Source organism: Nonomuraea sp. WAC 01424 (assembly GCF_003947315.1).
Classification (GTDB): Bacteria; Actinomycetota; Actinomycetes; order Streptosporangiales; family Streptosporangiaceae; genus Nonomuraea; species Nonomuraea spiralis.
In genome coordinates, this window is sequence record NZ_QHHZ01000001.1 from 1 (window position 1) to 19,871 (window position 19,871).

Here is a 19,871-nt window from a genome sequence, read left to right on the forward strand (position 1 = left end):
CTGGGCACGCATCAGCCAACGCATCCTCGCGCTCAACGCCGCGATCTGGCACAACTGGAACACCGGCGCACCCGTGAAACGGTCCCTGGCTGCCTACGACCACTGACCCATATTCACATCAGCGATCTAGGCGGCGACGGCTGAGCGGCCCCCGGCGCGAGACCGTCCGGGGGCCCGGCCGGTCAGACCGCCGTCGGGAAGGAGAGGTCGCCGCGGTCGCGCGGGCCGTCCTCCGTCTCCTCCGGCCACCGCGTGGTGACGGCCTTCGCGCGCGTGTAGAACGCGACGCCCTCGGGACCGTGCATGTGGTGGGCGCCGAACAACGACTCCTTCCAGCCCCCGAACGAGTGGAACGCCATGGGCACCGGGACCGGCACGTTCACACCGATCATCCCGACCTGCACGGAACGCTGGAACAGGCGGGCCGCGTGGCCGCCGGAGGTGAAGATCGCCGTACCGTTGGCCAGGTTGTTGCCGTTGATGAGGTCGATCGCCTCCGCGAGCGAGCCGACGCGCACGACGACGAGCACGGGGCCGAAGATCTCGTCGCGGTAGACGTCCATCTCGGGTGTGACGTGGTCGAGCAGCGTCGGGCCGACGAAGAAGCCGTCGCCCTCGATGTCGAGCTCGCGCCCGTCGACCACGAGGGCCGCGCCCGCCGCGACGCCGGAGGCGATGTAGCCCCTGATCCGGTCGAGCGCCTCGGGCGAGACGACCGGGCCCATCTCGGACCCGGCGTCCAGACCCGGCCCGACCTTGATCGCCTGCGCCTTCTCGCGCATGAGCTCGACCAGCGGCCCGGCCACGTCGCCGACCGCGACGGCGACCGAGATCGCCATGCAGCGCTGGCCCGACGAGCCGTACCCGGCCGCGATCAGGTGGTCGGCGGCGTGGTCGAGGTCGGCGTCGGGCAGCACGACGGCGTGGTTCTTGGCGCCGCCGAGCGCCTGCACGCGTTTGCCGGCGGCGCTCGCGCGCTCGTGGACGTACCGCGCGATCGGCGTCGAGCCGACGAACGACACCGCGGCGATGTCCGGGTGGTCGAGGATCGCGTCCACCGCGACCTTGTCGCCGTGGACGACGTTGAAGACGCCGTCCGGCAGCCCGGCCTCGGCGTAGAGCTCGGCGACGAGGTTGGACGCCGACGGGTCGCGTTCGGAGGGCTTGAGCACGAACGTGTTGCCGGTCGCGATCGCGATCGGGTGCATCCACATCGGGACCATCGCCGGGAAGTTGAACGGCGTGATCCCGGCGCACACGCCGAGCGGCTGCCGGAACGTGAAGAGGTCGACGTCGGTCGAGACCTGGTCGGAGTACTCGCCCTTGAGCAGGTGCGGGATCCCGCAGGCGAAGTCGATCACCTCGAGACCGCGGACGAGCTCGCCCCTGGCGTCGTCCAGGACCTTGCCGTGCTCGGCGGAGACCAGCCGGGCGAGGTCGTCCAGGTGTTTCTCGACCAGGTTGCGGAAGGCGAACATCAACCGCGACCGCCGTATGACGGAGGTGTCGGCCCAGCCCGGCAGGGCGGCCCGCGCCGCCCGTACCGCGGCGTCGACGTCGGCGGGCTCGGCCAGCAGCACGTCGGCCTGGTGCTGGCCGGTCGCCGGGTTCCACACCGGGGCGGTACGGGTCGACGCTCCGGCGGTGTCGCGGCCGTCGATCCGGTGCCGGATCGTCCTGACTGTCCCTGTGCTCACAGAAGGTTCACCTTTTCGTGGGGTTACTGGTTGTGTGTCCGGCGGCGCCGCGTCAGACGATCAGGTCGCCGCCGTTGATGTCGATGGCCGCGCCGGTGATGTACGCCGCGCGGTCCGAGGCGAGGAACGCGACGAGCTCGGCGACCTCCCACGGCTGCCCGACGCGGGGCACCGGGAAGGACCGGGTGGCGCGTTCGAGCGCCTCGCCGGGCAGCAGGGCGCGGGCCATGGGCGTGTCGATGAGCCCCGGGCAGACGGCGTTCACCGTGATCCCGTCGGCTCCGCAGTCCTTCGCCAGGTGGCGGGTGAGCCCGAGGACGCCGTGCTTCGCCGTCGTGTAGTGGGCGCCGCCGGCGGTGCTGACGGTCTTGCCGGCGGTGGAGGAGAAGTTCACGATGCGGCCCCAGCCGCCGCCGCGCATCGCGGGAAGCGCCTGCTGGCAGCAGAGGAACGTGCCGAGCAGGTTGACCGCGAGCACGCGGTCCCACTCGGCCTGGGTGATGGACTCGAACGCGGTCGGCGGCGCGATGCCCGCGGCGTTGACCAGGATGTCGAGCCGCGAGTGGGCCGCCAGCAGCGCCGCGAACGCCCGTTCGACCTGGTCGCCGTCCGCGACGTCCACCGCGACCGCCCGGACGCGGCCCTCCGCCTCCGGCAGGCCGGGACCGGGGGCGGCCGGGTCGAACACCACGACGGTCGCGCCGCGGCGGGCCAGCGCGTGGGCCGTCGCCAGGCCCATGCCGCGGGCCCCGCCGGTGACGACCGCGACCCGGCCCTCCAGCTCGTGGGCGTCGGCGCTGGTGGGCGCCCGCAGCCCCTCGGCGGCGTTCATGAGCCCGCCAGGACGGCACGCGCCCGGCCGAAGGCGGCCGCCGTGCGTTCGAGCTGGCCGGCCGTGTGCGCGGCGGAGACCTGCACCCGGATGCGCTCCTCGCCGGCCGGGACGACCGGATGGGAGAGCGCGAAGACCAGCACGCCCTCGCGGCGGAGCGCCGCCGCGACGTCGGCGGCCAGCGTGCCGCCGCGCAACATCACGGGGATGATCGGATGCTCTCCGGGCGGCACCTCGTAGCCGAGGTCGCGCAGCGTACCGCGGAGCCAGGCGGTGTTGGCGGCCAGGCGTTCCCGCAGCTCGGGACGTTCCCGTGCGATGCGGATCGCCGTCAGCGCGGCGACGGCCAGCGCGGGCGCCATGGCGTTGGTGAAGATGTAGGGCCGCGAGACCTGGCGCAGCGTGTCCACGACCGCGCGGGGGCCGGCGACGAAGCCCCCTCCCCCGCCGCCCAGCGCCTTGCCGAGCGTCCCCGTCAGCACGTCGACGCGGCCTTCCAGGCCGAAGTGCTCGGCGGTGCCCGCGCCGGTCGCGCCCAGGACGCCGGTGGCGTGGGAGTCGTCGACCATGAGCACCGCGTCGTGGCGCTCGGCCAGCTCGCAGAGCCGGGGCAGCGCGGCGACGTCGCCGTCCATGCTGAAGACGCCGTCGGTGACGATGAGCCGGTGGCGGGCGTGCGCGTTCTCGGCGAGGTGGCGTTCGAGCTCGTCGAGGTCGGCGTGGGCGAAGACGCGCCGCCGGGCCCGCGTCAGGCGGATGCCGTCGATCAGGCTGGCGTGGTTGAGCGCGTCGCTGAGTACGACGTCCTCCGGGCCGAGCAGGGCGTCGAAGACGCCGAGGTTCGCGTCGAAGCACGAGGTGTGCAGGACGGCGTCCTCGGCGCCGACCAGCTCGGCGATGCGCGCCTCCAGCTCGCCGTGGACCGCCCGCGTGCCGCAGAGCACCCGACCGGCGGCCACCCCGAGGCCCAGGTCGCGCAGCGCCCGCCGCGCCGCGTCGAGGACCTCCGGGTCGCCGGCGAGGCCGAGGTAGTCGTTGGAGGCGAGGTTCACCAGGGTCCGGCCGCCCACATCGAGCGTCGGCCCCTGGGCGCCCGATACCACGAGGTCGCCGCGCGGCCCGGTGGTCGTCCGGCGTTCGTCGAGTTCCGTCCGGAGCCGGTCCAGCAGGGCGGCGTTCACGCTGTTCCTCCGTGCCGGTCGGCGGTGGGCAGGCTTCCGTCCAGCCCTTCCATCCGGCGTCCCGCGGTGAGCAGGACGACCAGTCCGGCGGCCATGATGATCGCGATGGCCAGCAGCGCGTAGGTGAAGCTGCCGGTCGCGGCGGCGATGCTCCCGGTGAAGTACGGACCGATGAACCCGCTGACGTTGCTGACGGAGTTGATCAGGGCGATGCCGGAGGCGGCGGCCGCCTCGGTCAGGCCGATCGCCGGGATGCGCCAGAACTGCGGCATCGCGGTGATGATCCCGGCGACGCTCAGGCAGACCGCGAGCACGAACAGCGTGCCGCTGCTGGTGACGGTCGCCAGGAGCAGACCGGCCGCCCCGAGGGCCATCGGCACGGCCGTGGCCGTGACCGCCGTCCGGCGGGCGGCGAAGCGGGCCCAGCCGAGCAGCGCGACCGCGGCCACCACGTACGGGATCGCGGACAGCAGCACGCTGCTGACGTCGGCGGCGTCACCGACGCTGTTCGTGATGGACCTGATCATCGTGGGCAGGAAGAACTGCAGCGGGTAGAGCCCGAACGCGATCGCGAACCACGTCACGGCCATCGCCCACACCCGGCCGCTGGTCAGCGCCTGGCGCAGCCCGGTCAGGGCCCCGTGGGCACGCTGTTCGGCGGCCTCGGCGGCGAGGATGTTCTCGATGGCGGCCTTCTCCTGGTCGTCGAGCCAGCGCGCGTCGGCCGGGCGGTTGGGCAGGAAGACGAAGATCAGGACGCTGACGACGACCGTAAGGACGCCCTCGACGAGGAACAGCGCCCGCCAGCCCGCGATGCCGAACAGGTCCTGGCCCCACCCCAGCAGCGCGGCGGCCAGCGGAGAACCGATGATCGAGGACAGCGGGATCATCACGATGAACGCCGACAACGCCCAGGAACGCTGGCGGCGCGGGAACCAGAACGTCAGGTAGAGCAGGATCCCGGCGGCCAGACCGGCTTCGGCGAACCCGAGCAGGAGCCGGGCGGCGAACAGGGTGGCAGGAGAGTTCACGGCGGCGGTCGCCGCCGTGACCAGCCCCCACGTGATCATGATCCGGGCGATCCACTTCCGGGCGCCGAACCGGCTCAGCATCATGTTGCTCGGCACTTCGAACAGGACGTAGCCGATGAAGAACAGTCCGGCGGCCAGGCCGATCTGGCTGCTGCCGAGGTGCAGGTCACGCGACATGGGGGCGGCGATGTAGCCGACGTTGGCGCGGTCGATGTAGCTCGCCACGTAGGCGAGGCCGACCAGCGGCATGATCCGGATGCCGACCTTGCGCCAGGTGCGTGGGGTGACGGTGTCGTGGGTGGTGGCGAGGTTCGAACTCATGGGGGGGTTCCAATCGGTCAGGGGGGTGGGATCGTCGCGCGGTGCCCGAGCTCGACCAGGTGCCGGGCGCGCGTTCTTCGTCCGGCCTAGTGCGCCCGGTCGCCTAGCCCGGCGGTGGCGGCCGTGTCGATCAGGCCGTCCGGGGTGATCGCGACGCCGTAGTCCCGTTCGGCTCCCTCGTGGGTGACCTTGCCGTCGAGGACGTCTTCGAGCACCCGTTCAGGGGCGCGTTCGAAGGGGTCGCCGTGCCCGCCGCCGCCGGCGGTCACGTGCCGGTGGCGGGTTCCGGCGGTCATCACGAAGTGCGGTTTGGACTCCAGCACGCGCTCGCCGGGCCCGCCGGGGTCGAGCACGTTGAGCGAGGGCGTACCCTCTGCGCCACCGTCCAGCCCGTACGGCAGGAACGTGCGCCGGTCGGACCTGATCTGCACCTGTGCCTCGGGCGCCAGGAGCGTCATGTCCCGGAAGGTCGCCAGGCCGCCGCGCCAGCGGCCCGCTCCCCCGCTGTCGGGCAGGTAGCCGTAGCCGTCGATGCGGATGTGGCCGGAGCGTTCCAGCTCCTCGACCGGCGTGTTGGTCAGGTTCGCGCCCAGGGAGCTGATCCCGTCCACGCCGTCGCGGTCGGGACGGGCTCCCCACGCTCCGGCCAGGGGGTCCCACAACACCATGGATTCGCCGTCCGGCCCGACGAGGCCGATCGCGATGCCGTCGGGTCCGCCCTCCCCGGCGGCCGGCACCCGGGCCGGGAACACCGGGGCGAGCGCCCCGAGCACCGCGTCGATGATCCGGAAGCCGACGAGCCCGCGGGCGCCGCGCGCGGCGGGGCGCCGCCCGCTGAGGATGGAGGCTTCCGGGATGACGAAGCTGAACGGCCGGTAGAAGCCGCTGTTGGCCGGGATGTCGGAGGCGAGGACACCCTGCAGCGCGGCGTAGGCGGCCGAGCGGGTGAAGGAGGCCGTCGCGTTGAGCGCGGAGCCGACCTGCGGCGAGGAGCCGGTGAAGTCGAGCTCGATCCCCGATCCGGACAGCGTGACCTTGACGCGGATCGGGATCGGCCCGGACCCGAGGCCGTCGTCGTCGATGTGGTCGAGGAACTCGTAGGTGCCGGGGACGGCCTCGGCGAGCGCGGCGCGCAGCAGGGTCTCGGCGTAGTCGAGCAGCTCGTCGATGAGGGTGGCGAGTCGTTCGACGCCGTGCCGCGCCGCGAGGGCGCGCAGGCCCTCAGCCCCGGTGTGGCAGGCCGCGAGCTGGGATTCCAGGTCGCCGCGCAGCAGCTCGGGTTCGCGCACGTTGCGCAGGATCAGCCGTAGGAACGTCTCGTTCAGGGTCCCGGCCTCGACCAGGCGCGACGGCGGGATCTGCACCCCTTCGGCGAAGATGCTCGTCGACTGCACGGCCATCGAACCGGCCGCCCAGCCGCCGACGTCGGTGTGGTTGACGACCGTGACCGCGAATCCCAGGAGATCCTCGCCGGCGAACACCGGGGCGACGGCGAAGATGTCGGGCAGGTGCATGCCGCCCAGGGACGGGTCGTTGAGCAGGTAGACGTCTCCCGGCCGGACCTGGTCGCCGAACTCGTCGAGGATCGCCTCCATCGCGTCCGGGATGGACCCCAGGTGCACCGGCAGGGTGTTGGCCTGGGCGATCACCCGTCCCCGGGCGTCGCACAGGGCGGCGGAGAAGTCCATGCTGGACGCGACGAGCTGCGAGTGGGCCGTACGCAGGATCGTGATCGCCATCTCGTCGGCGATCCCGGTGACGGCGTTGCGGAAGACCTCGAAGGTCACGGCGTCGCGGATCATGAGGCGCTCCAGGTGATGACGATGTTGTTGAGCCGGTCGCGGTGCACCCGGGCGCCGGGCGGGACGAGGGTGGTGGCGTCCATGTCCTCGATGACCATCGGGCCCTCGACGGGCTCGGGGCCGAGGTCGGACCGTCCGACGACGGGCGTGGGCACGGTCTCGGCGAACCGGCACTCGCGGGTGGCGGGCTCGCCGCCGGCGGCGAGGGGGAGGCTCAGCACGTCCGCGATGGACACGGGGGTGGGCAGCCGGCCGCGTACCCGGAGGTTGACCAGTTCGACCAGTTCGTCCATGCCGGCCCGGCCGTAGGTGCGCTGGTGCTCGGCGTGGAAGCGGGCCCGCGTCTCGGCGAGCAGGTCCTCGGTGAGGTCGCCGTCGGGCACCCGGATGCGCAGCTCGAAACGCTGGCCGCGGTAGCGCATGTCCAGGAGCCGGTCCACGACGGCGTCCGTGCCCAGGTCGTCGCGTACCTTGTCGGACAGCCGCGCGAACTCGGCGGCCAGCGCGCCCACGTCGGCGAAGCCCGGCCGGTACGGGGTGAGCTCCTGGCGTTCGGTGTCGGCCACGAGCAGGCCCAGGCTGCTGAACAGGCCCGGGTACACGGGCACGATCACGGTGGAGATGCCCAGCTCGCGGGCCAGCGCGGCGGCGTAGAGCGGGCCCGCGCCGCCGAAGGCGACCATGGTGGCCTCCCGCGGGTCGCGGCCGCGTTCGCTGGTCACCGCCTTGACCGCGGTCGTCATGCTCGACACCGCCACCTGGTACGCGCCGCGCGCGGTGCCCGCCACGTCGTCGCCGAGCCGTTCGGCCACCGGCGACAACGCCTTCACGGCCAGCTGCGGGTGGATCGCCACGCGGCCGCCGGCCAGGGCGACCCGGCTGAGGTAGCCGAGCGTCACGTTCGCGTCGGTCAGGGTCGGCAGCTCGCCGCCCTGGCCGTAGCAGGCCGGGCCGGGCCGCGAGCCCGCGCTGACGGGTCCCACGTGCAGCGCGCCCGCCGCGTCGACGGAGATGATGCTGCCGCCGCCCGAGCCGACCTCGGCGATGTCGATCGACGGCGCCCGCACCGGGTACCCGGCGCCGGAGCTGAGGCCGCGGGCGCCGTTCATGCCGCCGCCGACCTCGTAGTCGGCCGAGACGAACGGTTCGCCGTGCTCGATCAGGGACGCCTTCGCCGTCGTCCCTCCCATGTCGAACGCGACCACCGTGGACAGGCCGATCAGCTGGGCGAGCTTCTGCACGGCGGTGACGCCGGCCGCGGGACCGGATTCGATGATCTGCACCGGCCGCTGCCCGACGGAGGCCGCGTCGAGCAGCCCTCCGCTGGACTGCATGACCAGCAGGGGCGCGCTCACCCTCTCGGCCCGCAGCCCCGCTTCCAGGCGGGTGAGGTAGCCGTGCACGGTGGGGCCGACGTAGGCGTTGACCGTCGCGGTGCTCATGCGCTCGAACTCGTGCGGCTGCGGGGAGACGTCCACCGACGCCGTGACGTACACGCCGGGCAGTTCGGCGCGCAGCAGCTCGGCGACCCGGCGTTCCTCGTCGGGGCGGACGTAGGAGTTGAGCAGGCAGACGGCCACCGCTTCGATCCCGTCCGCGCGCAGCCGCGCGGCCAGCGTGCGGATCTCCTCCTCGCCGGCCGGCGGGTCGAGGCGTCCGTCGGCCGTGATCCGCTGGCCGAGTTCGTACCGGTGCCGCCGCCGGGCCAGGGGCTCGGGCTTGGACCAGGACAGGTCGTACAGCACCGGCCGGCGCAGGCGCCCGATCTCCAGCACGTCGCGGAAGCCGCGGGTCGTGACCACGGCTGTGCGGACGCCGTTCATCGACAGGATCGCGTTGGTGGCCACGGTCGTGCCGTGCAGCATCGCGACCACGGCCTCCGGCTGGGCACCGGCCAGGGCGAGCACGCCGGTGGTCGCCGCCACCACGCCGGCACCGTAGTCGGGCGGGGTGGACAGGACCTTCATCGGGACGACCTCCCCGCCCGGCCCCAGCGCGATGACGTCGGTGAACGTGCCGCCGATGTCGGCGCCGACTCGCCAACCGGCCGGTCGAGGGTCGTGACTGGGGGGCACTGGATCTCCTTCGTTCAACGAGCGACTGGGATCACAGTACGAGCGAGTTAAGATATCAGCAATGCCTCGCTGTCATTTTTATCGAGTCAGGTGATGTGACTACCCTTCGTTGAGCAGGCCGGGATCCATCCCGGGCACGCCAAAGCGCGGCGCCGCACGCCTATGCCGGCCGGGCCAGGCCGGGCCGGGGTCCGCCGCCGTCACTTCCGGGCGCGGTCCGCATCCTGCTGGAACTTCTCGACCCTCTGCTGGATGGTCGTCATCGCCATGTCCTGTGTCCGGATTTCCGTGATCAGCAGGCTGATCGCGGCAGCCTCGCTCTCCGAAGTGGCATGAGACTGCAGGTTCCGCAGCTGTCGCATGTACCGCTCGCGCGCCGCCTCTTCCTCGTCCTCCTTCTTCGTGGCGACGATGTACTCCCTGGTGCCCTCGATCAGGGTGAAGATCGACGTGGTGTTCTCGCCCGTCGCGGCGTTCAGCAGCCGCTCGAACTGCGGATACCGATCCTGGAGCTTCGCCTCCTCGAGCTCCTTCAGTACGGCCTGGGCCTCGGCCCGCGCGTCCGCCAACCACAGGTTCCGTATGTCGCCGCCGGCGAGCCAGGCGTGACGTTCCATCGGCTGGCTCTTGTAGGTCTTGTGGGGCACCCCGTTCTGGACGTACCCGTAGCCGTCGTTCAGGGCGAACAGGGACGCCTGAAGGTAATCCGGGTCACCGGGCTCGATGCTCCCGTCCGCCAGCTTCGTGGCGAGCTGGTTCTGGTAGTTGTGCGTGTTCTCGTGGATGACCGTGTCGAGCGCCTCGTCGAGGTCGTCCCACTTCTTCTGGTACTCGTGGTTGATCTTTATCTCGTTCTCTATGCGGTCGAACATGCCGCACGACTTCACACCCGGCTGGTTCAGGTTGCTGAGGGTGATCTTCGGTATCCGGTCGCCCATGCCGTATTCCTCGGCGTGGATCTTCAGGGCTTTTTCGAGCAGGACCTGCCGCTCCTCGTGCTTCAGATTGATCCAGCGACCGATGTCCGCGCGCAGGGCGTCACGGATCCGGTTCTCGACCCTGCGCCGGATGGCGGCGTCCCGCTGCGCGAAGTCCGGATCGAGCTCGATGTGCGGATAGAGGGCGGCGAGGGCCGCGCGGTAGTCGTCGTGGTCGGCGGTCGACGCGGAGGCGACGATGTCGCGGACCAGGTCGCGCTTGGCTTCGAGGGAGAGCGCCCGCAGCTCTTCCGGCTTGCTGTCGAGGACGCGCCTGATGGCTTCCTTCCCCTTCAGCGCGCCCTGTTCGGCGAGGTCTTTCAGCAGCGCCGGGTAGTCCTGGTCGGTGTCCATCGTGACGAACCTGGTCAGCCCGTCGAGGACGGTACGCCGCTGCAACGGGTGTGTGTACATCAGCTCCGTGGCCTCGATCAGCGGCTTTTGCAGCCGGATCCACTCGTTGTCGATCATGAAGGCGCTCAAGGGGTCGTCCTTGACGGTGCGCGACGTGCGATCATCCGTCTCGATGAGACTGAGGTCGAGCTTGGGATCTCGTTTCGCCAGCGCGTCGACGAGGCGGGCGGCCAGCGCGACCCTCTGCGGTCTGCTCTCGCTGTCCATCTCGACAGGCGGTGAAGGGGAGAACTCGCTGAGGGTGATGCTGGTCCGCTGCTTCGTCTTGGTGATGATCGGCGCGTCCGGGTCGATCTCGATCAGCCCGCTCAGCAGGTTCGCGATCTCGTCGTCCATGCTGTCGGACTCGGATTGGCCGGCCCGCCTGGAGGACTTGCGGGAGCCGCTTCTGGATCTGTTCTTCATCGCGCCGCCGCTCCTCGCACCGGAATCCGGATGTGCTGGGCAAGGCCGCCGTCGACGCGACGGCACTCACCGAAGGAGCGTAATCGCGTGTTCGCGGCCGCGCCATGTCCGAAAGTGGTCGCTCCCCCACAGTCAGTGAACCCTCAGGAAGCCGGCAGATCGACGGCACATGGCTCGCGGGCCCTGGCCGTGGTGGCCCTTCCTCAGGTGGAGCCCTCGGGCTGCCAGCGGCCGACCATGTCGGCGTACAGGGGCGAGCTGACCATCAGGTCGTCGTGGGAGCCGGTGAGCACCGCGGTGCCGTCCATCAGCACGATCCGCCGCGCCCTGCGCGCGGAGCTGATCCGGTGCGCGATCACGATGAGCGTGCCGGGCCGGGCGGCGAAGGCCAGCTCGGCCCGCGCCTCGGCGACCGGGTCCAGGTTGCAGGTCGCCTCGTCGAGGACGACCAGCCGGGCCGGGGAGGCGTACGTCCTGGCCAGGGCGACGAGCTGCTTCTCGCCGGCCGACAGCGCGGACGGTTCGGCGATCACGGCGTCCAGGCCGCCGAGCCGTTCGAGCAGCGGCCCGGCCCCGACCCGTTCCGCCGCCTCCCGCAACCGCTCGTCCCGGGCGTCGTCAGAGGCGTCGTCCTCGGCGTCGTTCTCGGCGTCGTTCTCGGTGTCGTTCTCGGTGTCGTCCGGGACGAGGTAGGCGAGGTTCTCGCGGACCGTCCCGCTGAACACGTACGCCTCCTGGGGGACGAGCGCCATCATGGTCCGCGCTTCGTGTTCGGCGATCGAGGCCAGCGGGACGCCGCCGAGCCGGATCTCGCCGCCGGTGGGCCGCCGGAGCCCGGTGAGCAGCATGGACAACGTGGACTTGCCGATGCCGCTGGGGCCCACCAGGGTCAGGTGCTCGCCTTCCCGGATCGTCAGGTCGAGGTCGCGTACGACGGGTGTCGCCTGCGGCGCGTAGGCGAAGCTCAGCCGTTCGGCCCGTAGTTCGTGGCCGTTCGGGAAGAGATGCCCGCCGGGCGGGACCGGGACGTCAGGGACGGTGACGGTCTCGGCGATCCGGCGCGCGGTGACGGCGAGCGCCACCCCCCAGCCGCCCACCGTGCCGACCAGCGCCCGCATGGCGGGATCCAGCCCGGTGGCCAGATAGGTGACGGCTCCGACGACCTCCCCGGCGCTGAGCCGGCCGTCCTGGATCAGCGGCCGGGCGACGATCAGCAGGCCGAGCAGCGGAACGTGCGCGCCGAGGGCGACGACCAGACGCCGGCCGAGCGCCGCCCGCGCGAGCGCCCTGGCAGCCACCGCCTGGGCGGTGACCGTCGGCTCCACGTCCGCGTACGCCTGGCTTCCCGCCCCGCAGGCGGCGATGTCGCGCAGCCCGGTGAGGATCGGGGTGGCCCGGGCGGTGAGCGCCTCGTCGGCGAGGATCAGCTCGCGCTGCCGGGCCATGAGCACCGGGAGCAGCCTGGCGAACACGGCCAGCGCCACCAGCACGGGCCCGGCGGTCATGGCCGCGACCAGCGGCGAGAGCGCCAGCAGTCCGCCGAGCGCGGCGATCAGGGCGATGCCCAGCGCGCGGCTGCTGCGCAGCAGCGCGGACACGAGGTTGCGCAGCGTGTCCACCTGCTCGGTGAGCCGGGTGGCGGCGGCCGCGTCGGGAGGTTCGGCCGTACGGGCGGCGCGGGTGACGGCGGCGGTGACCACGGCGCGTACGAGGTCGTCGCGCAGCGGCTCCACGACGGCGGCCAGATGCGGGAACATCAGCCGGGTGGCCACGGCCTTGCCCAGCATCGCGAGCCCGAGGAGGGCGAGCCAGGCCAGCCCCGTGCCCGCGCTCCCGGTCAGGAAGCCCTGGTCGATGGCCTGGGCGATGAGCAGCCCGGACAACCATGCCGGACCGGCTTCGACCAGGGACCAGGCCGTCGCCATGACGAGCGGACGCCTGCGGCGGCGCAGCAGGGTGAGCAGAAGCCCGCGTCCGCTCGCGGTGGCCTGGGTGCACGGGGTGGACCCGTCCGGCGCGGGACGGCCGCGGGCCGCACGCCGGTGGCGGGTCAGGGACGGGCCGGTCATGGGTCCTCCATCCCCGCCGCACCACCGCTGATCGCCTCGGGGTCGGATGCTTCGGGGGCGGGGGGTTCGGCGGCGGGTCGTTCAGGGGCGGGGGGTTCGGGGGCTGCTGGTTCGGGGGTGGGGGTGAAGAGGGTGCGGTAGTCGGGGTGATGCCAGAGTTCCTGGTGGGTGCCCTGGGCGCGGATCCGGCCGCTGTCGAGCCAGACGACCAGGTCGGCGCGGGCGGCGGTGGTGGCGCGGTGGGCGACGACGAGCCGGGTGGAGCCGCGCATGCCCGCCACCAGCGTGCGGGTCACCTGCGCCTCGGTCACGGTGTCGAGGCTGGAGGTGGCGTCGTCCAGGACGGTCAGGCGGGGGCGCCGTACCAGCGCGCGGGCCAGGCCCAGGCGTTGGAGCTCGCCTCCGGACAGCGGCGCGGCGTCGGCGGGGGTCTCGTAGCCGTGCGGGAGGCGGAGGACGACCTCATCGACGTACGCGGCACGGGCGGCCCGCCGGACGGCCTCGCGGTCGAGCCCCGGGTCGCCGTAGCCGATGGCCGAGGCGAGGTCGCCGCCGAGGAGGACGGGCCGTTCGAAGGCGTAGGCGACCGCGTCCCGCAGCGCGTCCGGGTGTACGTCGGCCAGGTCGTGCCCGTCGAGCAGCACCGTTCCCCGGTCGGGGTCCGTCAGCCGTCCGGCCAGCAGGGCCAGCGTGGTCTTGCCCGCCCCGGACCGGCCGACGACGGCGGTCAGCGCCCCGGCGGGGATCTCGAGGTCGATGCCGTCCAGCAGGACGGCGTCCGCACGGGTGACGGTGACGCCGCGGAACGACAGCGCCCCGGGACCGGCCGGCAACAGGCGGGTCCCGGGCGCCGGGGACGGCAGCGCCAGCACCTCCGCCACCCGCCGTGCCGCCGAACGGGCGTTGGCCAGGCCCGTCAGCCCGTCGATCTGGCCGAGGAGCCCCAGGCCGAGGGCGGTGTAACCGGCCACGGACAGCAGTTGTCCCGGCTCCAGCCGGCCGTCCAGGAGGCCGAGCCCCGCCACGGCGAGGACCAGCACCTCCACCAGCGGCAGCAGCAGGGCGAGCTGCCACACGCCGCGCGCCTGGGCCCGCCACAGCCCGTGCCCGGCGCCGGACAGGTCGGCCAGCGGCGCGAGGACCCGGGTGATCTCACGCTCGGCGGTCCCCGACGCCCGGATCGTACGGATGCCCGCCAGAGCCTCGGTGAGCCGTGCGGCGAGCCGGCCCTGGGCCTCCTGGTAGCGGCCGTACAGCCCGGACAGGCGGGTCACGAACACCCGCGTGATGATCGCCGCGACGGGCACGGCGGCCAGGAACGCGACGCCCGTCCACCAGTCGGTCACCAGCAGCGCGACGATCCCGCCCGCCGAGGTGAGGAGACCCGTCGCCAGGGACAGCAGCGTCAGCGGGACGGAGGCGACGGTGGCGGTGTTGTTCACCAGGCGGTTCGTCAGTTCGCCGACGGGATGGGCCCGGGCGCCGGAGGCTCCGAGCGTGAGGACGTGCGTGACGTACCGCAGGCGCAGGGCCGACGTGGCGGACGCGGCGGTGGCCGCACCGGCCAGGGCCAGCACGAGGTCCGCGCACACCGTGACCGCCAGGAGGGACGCCAGGAGCCAGGCGGCCCGCCCGCCCTCACCGGCGAGTACGCCGTCCACGGCCGCGGCGAGCACGGCGGGCGAGGCCAGCGCGGCGGCCGAGCACACGACGGCGGACAGCGCCGTCACCCCCAACGGCCCCCACGCTCCCCGCGCGGCTAACCACAGAACCCCGTCTGCGGACCAAAGAATGCCGTCGGCGGACCGCAGAATGCCGTCGGCGTGCCGGTACGTCGCCTGATCCCGCGGCGCGCCCGCTACCTGCTCCGACATCGTCTCCCTTCCGGACATCTCGCTTCGTGATCGGGGGGCCGGCTCACCCACAGGCCGTGAGCGCGCCGATGTGCGGTGAGGCCCGGGGCGGGCGCCCCGGGCCTCGCTCAAGGTGTCATCCGGTTCTCACCGGGAACGCGGAGGCGTCCGGACGGCTCAGTACCAGCCACCGGTCGTGGTGATGGTCTGGGTGTTCATGGTGGAACCACCGCAGTTGACGCTCACGTCGAAGCAGGTCATGTCGCAGTACATGAGCCCGGCCTCCTCGGTGGTCGGCAGCATGTCCAGGGCGGAGACGTTCAGCTCCATGGCATTCCTTCCTCTGGGGGTTGAGCGGGCGACCGCCTTTCGCGGCGCCCCTTTCACGGCCGGTGCCGGATGCCCGTACCGGCCGAGCTGGTGAGCTCCGCGCCCGGTCAGGCGCGGAGGAAGGCGACGACGCGGTCCAGGACGGCGGCGTCGCGGACGCCGTGCTGGAGGTCGTGGCCGCCGCCGGGGACCTCCATGTAGGTCAGTTCGGCGTCCATCGGCCCTCGGGCCAGGCGCAGTCGCGCGTACAGCCGTCGGGAGTGCGCGACGGGGATGATCGGGTCGTCGTCGCCGTGCACGATGAGCAGCGGCGATCGCAGGCGTCCGGCCAGTCGCAGCAGGTCGCGCGGGCCGAGGTCGTCGTCTATGTCGGTGTGCCCGCCGGGCCGGTCCAGCAGGGCGCGTACCGGGGGCGGGCCGTCGCGGTACAGCGCCCGCCCGGACAGGAAGGGCGCGACGACCGCGGCGCGGGACCACAGGTCCGCCCGCGCGGCGCAGGCCAGCAGGGCGAGGTACGCGCCGTAGCTGGCGCCGTACAACATCGGCCGCGGTGCGCCGGGCCTGCGGGTGGCGGTCAGGGCGCGGCCCAGGGCGAGGAGGTCGGCGAGGTCGGGGCCGCCCCAGGCGTCGCGGATGGCGTCGCGGTGGGCGTCCCCGTAGCCGGTGCTGCCGCGCTGGTTGGGCGCGACGACGGCGACGCCCGCCCTGGAGAGGCGCTGGAAGAACGGATCGTGGGCGAACCGCCAGGCGGACTCGGGGCCGCCGTGCAGCGCGACCGCCACCTGACAGCTGGTCGCGGGGTCGCCGTACACGATCGCCTCGATCGGTCCCGCCGCGCCCGGATAGGTCAGTACGCGGGCCGGAGCACCGTCTCCGGCCGTGGGGCGGGACACGGAGCAACCGGCGATGTCGACCAGGCCGGGCGGGCGGTCGGGCGTGCTGTGGACGAGGTGCAGGCCGCCGGTGCCCCAGCGGGCGACCGGGAAGATCGCCCCGGCGGGCAGGCCGACCTCGGCGCCGGCGTCCTCCGCCAGGTCGTGCAGGACGAGGTGGGAGCGGGTACGGCGGTTCACCGCGAGGGCCAGCCGCCGTCCCGAGGGGTTCAGCGCCAGCGGGGTCACCTCGCCTTCGAAGGCGTTCAGCCGCTCGGGATGGCGGGTGGGGCCGTCGTCGTCGCGGTCGCGTACGCCCAGCCGGTACGCGCCCTCGCGGAGCACGGCCGTCAGCAGCACGCCCGCGCGGGGCGCCGCCAGCAACACGTACTCGTCGTCCGCCGGGCCGGCCAGCGGGGTGAGGGAGCCGTCCGACGTGTCCAGGACCACGGTGGCCGGTCCCGTCCCGGCCCTGGTCAGGGCGAGCCGGCGGCCGGTCTCGTCGAGCCAGGTCCCGCCCCTGACCGGGCCGGGCAGCGTGGCGATCCGCTCGGGCCGCTCCGGCCCGCCGGACAACCGCCACACCGCCGTACGCCCCTCGGGGCCGGTGGCCAGCGCCAGGGCGGCGATCCCCGGGGCCGCGCCCGCCACGACCCTGACCACGCCGCCGTGGAAGACGGCCAGCTCGTGCTCCTCGGCGTGCTCGTCCTCGTGTGGCGGCGCGGTGACCAGGGTCAGGCGGTGCGCGCCGGCCCCGAAGCGGCACAGCAGCACGTCGCCGCCGTCCGTGGGCGTCGGCACGCTCGTCAGGGTCTCGCCGGCGCGGGTGCGCAGGACCCGCGGCCGGGCGCCGGCGAGGTCCCACGTCTCCGGTACGAGGTGGCCGCGTCCGCGCCGGGCCAGGCAGGCGGCATACCGGCCGTGCCCGGAGAAGCGGAAGTTGATACGGGTGACGTCCGGCAGGCGGTCCGTCGTGGTGGTGATGCTCGGGCTCATCGGGCGTACCGCCCGGAAGTGCCGTCCGCCGTCCAGGGGCGCGGGCCGCCGTGACGGAGGCGGTGCAGGAAGCTCAGGACGCCCGCCAGCCCGGTGTTCCAGCCGACGCCGATCGCGGTCCCGCCTTCGTCCGGCGTCACCAGCGACCCGGCGCGGACGACGGCACGGCTCCACAGGACCGCGGCCAGCTCCTCCGCCTGCGCCCGGTAGCCGGGTTCGTCCAGGAGATCGGCCAGGTCGAGAAGGTAATGACCGTCACCGGCCAGACCGTGGCAGGCTGAGGTGCCCGAGACCAGGCGGCGTTCGTACACGGCGGCGGCGGCGCCCTCGGCGGCCTGCCGGAAACGCGGGTCGCCGGTGGCCGCGTGCAGCCGGACGAGGAACGTCCCGATCCCCGACGACCCGCTGCACCAGTGCGGGAGCCTGCCGCCGCCGCCGGGTGACTCCGGCCACCAGGCCGTCCCGTCGTGGTGTTCGGCCGCGGCCAGCAGCGTCTCCCCCGCCGCCACGGCGGTCTCCAGACAGTCCGTACGATCCAGCGCGGCACCGGCGGCCAGCAGGAACGACGCGATCCCCGCGACCCCGTGGGCGAAGCCGTAGTGCACGACGCCGGCCAGCGTGGAGTCGAAGTCGGCGGGAACGGGCCACAACACCTCGCCGTCGGTGTGCCGGGCCGCCTTGAGCAGGGCGTCGGCGCACTCGCCCGCGCGGTCGCCGAACCGGGCGTCGCCCGTCTCCCGCCAGAAGTGCAGCAGCGCCGACCCGGTTCCGGCGAGGCCGTGGCACACGTCCGGGTTGGGCCAGGTGACCGGCAGGGTGAGCGCCATCTCGACGCCGGCGGCCCGTACCGGCTCGTCGCCGAGCAGGCGTCCCGCCTCGAACAGGCCCCAGGCGATCCCGGCCCGGCCGAAGTACAGGCCCGGGGAGGGCCGGTGCTCACCCTTCAGGCGACGGATCGTCCAGGCCGTGGCCTCTCGCAGGACCGTGACGGCGTCGGCCCGCGCCTCCGGGGTGAGCGCGTGGCCGGGGTCCGTCCGCGACATCGACGCGAGCAGGTGGAGCACCCCCGCCGAGCCGTACTGGACGGCGCACGGATCGGCCGTCGCGCCGAATCCGGGGGCGGGCCACAGGGCGCCCGTGGGGTCGGCGGCGGCGAGCGCATCCGGCGACATGGCGTGCCGGAGGTAGGCGAGGCCGTCCTGGAGGAGGCGGTCCTGTTCGGCCGTGCTCAGCCGGCTCGCGCCGGGGGCCACGGACGGCACACCTCGGGTGGACAGCTCGTCCAGGAAGTTCGCCGCCCGGCGCAGGTCCCAGCGTTCCCCGGGGTCCTCGGCCATCAGGCCCAGCAGCAGGGGGGTCATCGCGGTCGTCGTCGGATCACCGGCGGCGGCGACGCCGGCCAGCGTGGACAGCCGCGCGTCGCGTGACCGCCCGCCGGGGGGCTCGTCGTCCAGCAACATCGGCGTGGAGGCGGTGGCCAGGTGGTACAGCGTCGCGCCCAGCGCGTACAGGTCGGCGGCGTGGCCGGGCGCGGGCGCGTGCCCGGCCGCGGCACGCTGCTCAGGGGCCGCGTACCCCGGGGTGAAGCTCCGCTGTACGGGTTCACCGGGTACGGCGGCCAGCTCCAGGTCGATCAGCCGGAGGTCGAGCCCGGGAGTGATCATGACGTTGTTCGGCGTCAGGTCGCGCAGCACGTACCCCTGCCCGTGCACGGTGGAGACCAGGGCCAGCAGGCTTCTGAACAGGCGCAGGACGGTCTCCGGCCACGCCGCGCCGCGACCGGCGCGGCGGTGCTCGCCGGCCCAGGTGCTCAGCGCGGTCCCGGGCAGCAGTTCCTGGGCCAGGAACAGGTTGTCGTCCTGCTCGAAGAGGGCCACCTTGCGCGCCGTGACGCCCAGCGGGGCGAACAGGTCGAGCATGTGGGCCTCATGGCGCAGCAGGTCACGCATGTCGCGCCCGTCGATCGAGGCGCCGAGGTGGGGGCGGGCCTGCTTGACGACCACCTCTCCCCCCTCGCGCCGGTCCTCGGCCAGGAACACCCCGCCCTTCGCGCTGTGCCGGATCGCCTTGCGCACCACGAACCGGCCGGCCAGCAGCACCTGCTCCGGGCGGCCCGCCTTCGGCGGCTCCGGCTCGAACGGGCACACCGCCCACGCCGGCGGCGAGTACCACGGGTCGCGCCGGTCGATCTCCTTCGTGCCGTCGGGCGCGGTCAGCCGGGACTCGTAGGTGCCGTCGTGGCCGAGTTCGCTCGGGGCGGAGAACACCCCGTACCGGTAGTGCACGAGACTTCCCGCCCGGTACGCGCGATCGGACAGGATCGGCGGCCCGCTCAGCGCGTACGTGGCCGCGTCCAGCTCCGCGGCGATCGCCACGGCGGCCCGGTCGTCCGGCGGGTACACGGTGACGAACTTGCCGACCGAGCCGCGCGGCGTCTCCCGGGACAGGAGCCTGGCCACCTCCTGGAGGTCGGAGGCGAACTTGAACGCGCACCTGTGGCGGCCCAGCACGTCGACGACCCGGGCCAGCACCAAGGGTGCCGACAGCGGCGTGGCCGAGACGTGCAGCTTCCAGCCCTGCGGCCGCCCGGCGGAGTCCACCGGCGTCACGTACGTCCACGGGGTGCCGGTGCGGATCTCCCAGCCGGCGACCGTCGCCGGCTGCCCGGTCGCCGGTTGTCCGGTCACCCGCTGTCCGGTCGCCCGCGCCAGCGCCGCCCTGGCGACGTCCTGGAGCAGGGGACGATCCCCCTCGCGGCGCTCACCGTTGTCCATGGACTCACTTCCGTCCTCACATCCGTGCCCGAAAGATGACCGGTCCCGGCGTCGCCTGCGACGTCCGGGCACTCGGCCTGCGACGACGGTACGGCGGCGACTTGTGGCCGACATGTGGCCGAACTCCGCCGCTTGAAGTCGGGGGGTGCGCCGGGTGATCGGTGCCGCAATTCGGCCGCAAGGTTCCGCACGCCACCTCCGAACGGCGACGCGCTCGCCCGGCTCGTCCGGCGCCGTATGAC

Annotated in this window: 12 protein-coding genes; all 12 read right to left on the minus strand. The window is 73.3% G+C overall.

Annotation, left to right across the window (positions count from 1 at the left end):
* Positions 1–182 precede the first annotated feature (182 nt).
* Positions 183–1,697, minus strand: coding sequence for a CoA-acylating methylmalonate-semialdehyde dehydrogenase (locus DMB42_RS00005; RefSeq protein ID WP_125629345.1), 1,515 nt, complete (start codon positions 1,695–1,697; stop codon positions 183–185).
* A gap of 52 nt (positions 1,698–1,749) precedes the next feature.
* Positions 1,750–2,529 carry an SDR family NAD(P)-dependent oxidoreductase gene (locus DMB42_RS00010; protein WP_125629347.1) on the minus strand — a complete coding sequence of 260 codons (780 nt, stop codon included), beginning with the start codon at positions 2,527–2,529 and terminating at the stop codon, positions 1,750–1,752.
* Positions 2,526–3,710, minus strand: a complete 1,185-nt coding sequence (locus tag DMB42_RS00015; protein WP_125629349.1) for a glycine C-acetyltransferase — start codon at positions 3,708–3,710, stop codon at positions 2,526–2,528. The genes DMB42_RS00010 and DMB42_RS00015 overlap by 4 nt, the downstream gene beginning before the upstream one ends.
* Complete coding sequence (locus DMB42_RS00020) at positions 3,707–5,062, minus strand: MFS transporter (protein WP_125629351.1); 1,356 nt, start codon at positions 5,060–5,062, stop codon at positions 3,707–3,709. Before DMB42_RS00020 ends, DMB42_RS00015 begins: the two co-directional genes overlap by 4 nt.
* A gap of 86 nt (positions 5,063–5,148) precedes the next feature.
* The gene (locus DMB42_RS00025) at positions 5,149–6,864 is read right to left on the minus strand and encodes a hydantoinase B/oxoprolinase family protein (RefSeq protein WP_125629354.1); all 1,716 of its coding nucleotides are present in this window, start codon (positions 6,862–6,864) and stop codon (positions 5,149–5,151) included.
* On the minus strand, positions 6,861–8,939 hold the full coding sequence (locus DMB42_RS00030) for a hydantoinase/oxoprolinase family protein (protein WP_125629355.1): 2,079 nt from the start codon (positions 8,937–8,939) through the stop codon (positions 6,861–6,863). Before DMB42_RS00030 ends, DMB42_RS00025 begins: the two co-directional genes overlap by 4 nt.
* A 200-nt stretch (positions 8,940–9,139) precedes the next feature.
* Positions 9,140–10,735 carry a hypothetical protein gene (locus DMB42_RS00035; RefSeq protein ID WP_125629357.1) on the minus strand — a complete coding sequence of 532 codons (1,596 nt, stop codon included), beginning with the start codon at positions 10,733–10,735 and terminating at the stop codon, positions 9,140–9,142.
* 203 nt (positions 10,736–10,938) lie between these two features.
* Positions 10,939–12,804, minus strand: a complete 1,866-nt coding sequence (locus tag DMB42_RS00040; RefSeq protein ID WP_125629359.1) for an ABC transporter ATP-binding protein — start codon at positions 12,802–12,804, stop codon at positions 10,939–10,941.
* Positions 12,801–14,678, minus strand: a complete 1,878-nt coding sequence (locus DMB42_RS00045; RefSeq protein ID WP_125629361.1) for an ABC transporter ATP-binding protein — start codon at positions 14,676–14,678, stop codon at positions 12,801–12,803. Before DMB42_RS00045 ends, DMB42_RS00040 begins: the two co-directional genes overlap by 4 nt.
* Positions 14,679–14,834: 156 nt before the next feature.
* On the minus strand, positions 14,835–14,987 hold the full coding sequence (locus DMB42_RS52880) for an ALQxL family class IV lanthipeptide (RefSeq protein WP_185844382.1): 153 nt from the start codon (positions 14,985–14,987) through the stop codon (positions 14,835–14,837).
* A gap of 107 nt (positions 14,988–15,094) precedes the next feature.
* A complete protein-coding gene (locus DMB42_RS00050; RefSeq protein WP_125629363.1) occupies positions 15,095–16,855 on the minus strand; it encodes a S9 family peptidase in 1,761 nt (586 codons plus the stop codon).
* Complete coding sequence (gene lanL / locus DMB42_RS00055) at positions 16,852–19,629, minus strand: class IV lanthionine synthetase LanL (protein WP_185844383.1); 2,778 nt, start codon at positions 19,627–19,629, stop codon at positions 16,852–16,854. The genes DMB42_RS00050 and lanL overlap by 4 nt, the downstream gene beginning before the upstream one ends.
* Positions 19,630–19,871 lie beyond the last annotated feature (242 nt).